We start from the raw sequence: 4,084 nt of genomic DNA on the forward strand, positions 1-4,084 counted from the left end.
AAAAGCCCCCGAGTAGGGGGCAGCCAGTGATAATAGAGTGGTTGTCAGATTACTCAAAGCCCTCTTTAGAGGGCAACCACTAGAGAAAGACCCTTATAGGGTCAGAGCAAACCACCCGTTCTACGGGTGGTTATGATTTTCCGGCGAAGCAACTAAGGTCATAGGGTAATTGCCAAAAGAAGCTACTGTTAAATTATCTCCAAAGCCTCCGACGTTTTCATAAAATATACCGAGGTCTAAGGTACCGTCCAATAACTCGTTGCGGATGTCATAACAATTCATGGACCGTAAAAAGAGTCTTGTATTGGGAGCTAAATCGTGGAATTTTTGCAAAACCGGTGAGAGTTTATAACAAAGCAGGGTTTCGCCTACGCCGATACGTAAAATGCCTTTATATTCCGTCAAATCATTTTCAAAACAATTCAAGCGTTCAACTGATGTAAGAACATCGGTTACATAGGGATATAACTGTTCACCGGCTTTGGTGAGCATCATTCGTCGGCCGATTTTTTCAAATAATTTTACCGAAAGTTCTTGTTCTAATTGTCCGACTTGGAAGGTAATGGTGGATTGCGTATAGTTGAGTTTTTCTGCCGCTTTGGTAAAGCTGCCTTCTTCAATAATAGTTTTAAAGGTCTGTAAATATTTTAGTTCCATAAGAATCTCCGATACTTCGATAATAATGAAGTTTATATTTAATAACATCAATTATATTTAATTATCTATTGATGGTATACTAGCAGAGAAAAATACGATTGTCAACGAGGTGCTGAAAGACTTGAATATGAGGAGGCAATATAATGTATTCACTTGAATTAGCAAACAGTAAAGAGTTAGAAGTGTGCTATGAAATTATTGAAGAAGGGCGTGCTTTTCAAAAAGAACAGGGATTCGTGCAATGGACGGAAGCATATCCCAATCGCGATACAATTGAAGCTGATATTGAGAAGAAAAAGGGGTATGTTATCAAGGCCGATAAGGATATTTTAGGTTATATGTGCATAGATTTTGACGGTGAACCGGCTTATGATGATATTAATGGAGCATGGCGAAGTGATGCACCCTATGCCGTAGTTCATCGCATGGCTTTCAGTAATATTGCTCGCGGCAAGGGCATTGCCGATATAGCTTTTGGTTTAATAGATGAGCTTTGTATCAATAAAGGTGTGAAATACATTAGAGTAGATACGGATTTTCCAAATAAACGAATGCAACATATTTTGAAGAAGAACGGTTATGTTTATTGTGGTACCATTGTTTTTCAAAACGGTGATAAATTAGCGTATGATAAATTATTATAATATGCATTAGGCCTATCGCTTTTAATCACTCTTTTATAAAATTTTCCCTAAAAAGAAATACCCCGAAAGGTAATAATTCGACCTTCCGGGGAATTTCTTTTTTTAGTGTTATATTATTTTGAATCGATAATAGTTATTGAAGCTGTAATAATTCTTTTTTTAATTCAAAATACTTTTCCGTGTAATACGGTGCCATTTGTGATTCCAATAAATCACCGCCGTAAGCGCGACGACTGACCACAATGATAGGGGGACTCTGAATTCGCTTGGCTACGGCTAGTCCGGCGAAAGAATTCCACCAACGTTCCAAGTCGGCAATAAAATCAGCTGCCGTAGCGAAGTAATGGGAAATCGGTTTTGGCAAATCCAGAACTTTTTCCAGACGACCATCTTTATAAGCTAAGAGTAAATCTTCCGGTGTTAAGCGATTCCAAGGTTCGATGAAGCTCTTAAATAAACGGTCATGATATTCGTACTGCAATGGATCGCCTTGACCTTTGGTGATATCCTGGTTTTCAGATAATTCCGCGCTCGGAATGATATCGATGGTACCTTGGGGAATGACTTCGCGCTTGAAGATTTCACGGTTTAAATAATTGGCTAAATCATACACCTGATATTTCCAAAGGTCACCGGAGGCGGCTAGAAAACCGGCCAAATCACCGTATAAGGTGGCATAACCGATGGTGAATTCCGTCTTATTGCCGTTGCAGGTGAAAGCACCGCCCAGAGAGGCCGCAAGGCCGGCCAGAATGCGAGCAGAACGATCGCGTGCTTGAATATTTTCTTTTACAAAAGAGCTCACTTTGACTTGTTCGGAGCCATTCGGACCTTCAAAAGTTAATGATTCAAACTGGTTAACCGTAAGTGCTAAACTATCCTCAACCGGACAAACCGCATACTGACAACCAAGGTTTTTGGTAAGCTGTGCCGCTAAATCTTTGGTGGCCGTCGAATTGAAACGGGTCGGCATATTTACCAAATAAATCTGTGATGGGTCTAATACGGTGGCGTAGAGGGCTGCATTTAACGCAGAGTCTATACCGCCGGACACGCCGATGACGATTTTCTTGATGCCGGTTTGTTTTAAAAATGATTGCAAGCCGTAGTGAAGGGCTTGGTAAATTTGAGCAACTTCAGACGGTGCCTCTGATTTAACAGGCATTTTAATCACTGTTTGGTTATCGTATAAATCTACTATTTCGTAGCGTGCTTCCGTCGTTACATTTCGGCTATTTTCAGTAATCGGGCTGTCAGCATTTTCAACCGTAGTTGCTTCGCTTGTTTTTGCCATTAAAACAGGCTGCACGGTAGCTTCGTAGGCCGGTAATTGAGTCACTACCTGACCGTCCTGATTGTATACGGTTGATTGACCGTCAAAGGTACAAATGGATTTACCATTATTCTGTAAGCCCACTGAATTAATGTAGAAGACAGGCGTTTCTAATTCCTTAGCGCGTTCACTGAATAGGCGATGGCGTCGTTCGTTTTTGCCAAGGGTAAATGGGGATGCAGAAATATTGATAAATGCATCAATCGGCACATCTTGAATGGTGCTTTTATCCGCAAGCGTCGTCGTTGGTGAGAAGGAGTAGTTTTCATCCCAACTATCTTCACATAAGAGTGGGGCTACGTTGAACGTTTCACCGTTTTTAAAAGTAAATGGTAAAAGGCCTAACAACTCCTCAACCGGGCGATGTAACTCTTGCGCTACAGTCGGTAGCGGCGTAAAATAGCGAGCTTCATTGAAGAAGCGATAGTTCGGATTGAGCGTTTTAATAATAAACGAATAGGGCGATTCCTGAGGAGTAATGAGCTCGCCGTTTTGAGCGGCAAAAATAGCATTAAATTTGCGGGGGCGCCCGTCATAGTTTCTTTTATCCGAATCGAGGCCTACATTGCCGAAGATGACCGCTATATTATCGGTTGACTTGATAATTGTTTCGCCCATGGCTACGCATTCGTTGACAAAAGCAGGTTGATCCCATACATCGCCGATGAGATAACCGCTAAGAGCGAGTTCGGGCAGAATTAATAGGTCTAAGCGCAAGGCTTTAGCGTATTCGATAGCTTGTAAAATAGTATCTCGGTTTTTACGGGGGTTGCCGGGCGTAATTTCAATTTGGCCCATACCGATGCGTATCATAGGAGCTCCTTATTTTGAAAAAGAGAACAGTTCATAATGTAAAGGTTTATAATATAAAGGTTTATATTATAAAGATTCATAATGTAAAAATACTGTCTAAGATATATTAGTGCAATACGTCTTAGACAGTTTTATTATACCTTATTTTTCAACGGTAGTGATTTTATTTTTTAAACGAGGCAAATCGGTAATGAAGAAGGTGGACAGTAAGGCAATCCAGACAATCGGATTCAAAGTGAGCCAAGCAGTTTGAAGGCCGTACATATCTGCCAATTTACCGATGAGCGGGGCCACGATGCCGCCAAGGGTAATGCCGAGTCCCAAGGTAATACCGGAGGCAAAACCGATGTTTTTAGCTAAATATACTTGACCTAAAATAATCATAGGGCTGTATTGGGTAAAAATACCGAAACTCAATGGCAAAATCAGAATCATAGAGAGCCAGTAAGAATCACTTAGAGTAAAGGCTAACATGATTGGTACGAGTGAGATGTAGCAATAACGAATGGCTTTGACATAGCCAATGCGATCGGCTAAGGTACCGCCAAGGACGGTAACAATGATGCCGCAAACAAAATAAATAGAAAGGGTTAAGTTACCGGATGCCGTTGTTTGACCTAAATGGGTAATCCAATAG

The 4,084-nt window shown here is 41.0% G+C and carries 3 protein-coding genes and 1 pseudogene; 1 reads left to right on the forward strand and 3 read right to left on the reverse strand.

The features are described 5' to 3' along the window. Positions 1–120 precede the first annotated feature (120 nt). Positions 121–657, reverse strand: coding sequence for a LysR family transcriptional regulator (locus E7204_RS01525; RefSeq protein ID WP_295180910.1), 537 nt, complete (start codon positions 655–657; stop codon positions 121–123). A gap of 143 nt (positions 658–800) precedes the next feature. Between E7204_RS01525 and E7204_RS01530 the strand changes: the two genes are divergently transcribed. Next, complete coding sequence (locus tag E7204_RS01530; RefSeq protein ID WP_295180912.1) at positions 801–1,301, forward strand: GNAT family N-acetyltransferase; 501 nt, start codon at positions 801–803, stop codon at positions 1,299–1,301. A gap of 133 nt (positions 1,302–1,434) precedes the next feature. Here E7204_RS01530 and nadE read toward each other — a convergent pair whose 3' ends face one another. Both nadE and E7204_RS01540 read right to left on the reverse strand, forming a co-directional pair. Then, the gene (gene nadE, locus E7204_RS01535) at positions 1,435–3,447 is read right to left on the reverse strand and encodes an NAD(+) synthase (protein WP_295180914.1); all 2,013 of its coding nucleotides are present in this window, start codon (positions 3,445–3,447) and stop codon (positions 1,435–1,437) included. A 141-nt stretch (positions 3,448–3,588) separates the two neighbouring features. After that, a pseudogene (locus E7204_RS01540) lies at positions 3,589–4,084 on the reverse strand (MFS transporter); the annotation flags it as partial.

Source organism: Veillonella sp., from assembly GCF_015058545.1.
GTDB lineage: Bacteria > Bacillota > Negativicutes > Veillonellales > Veillonellaceae > Veillonella_A.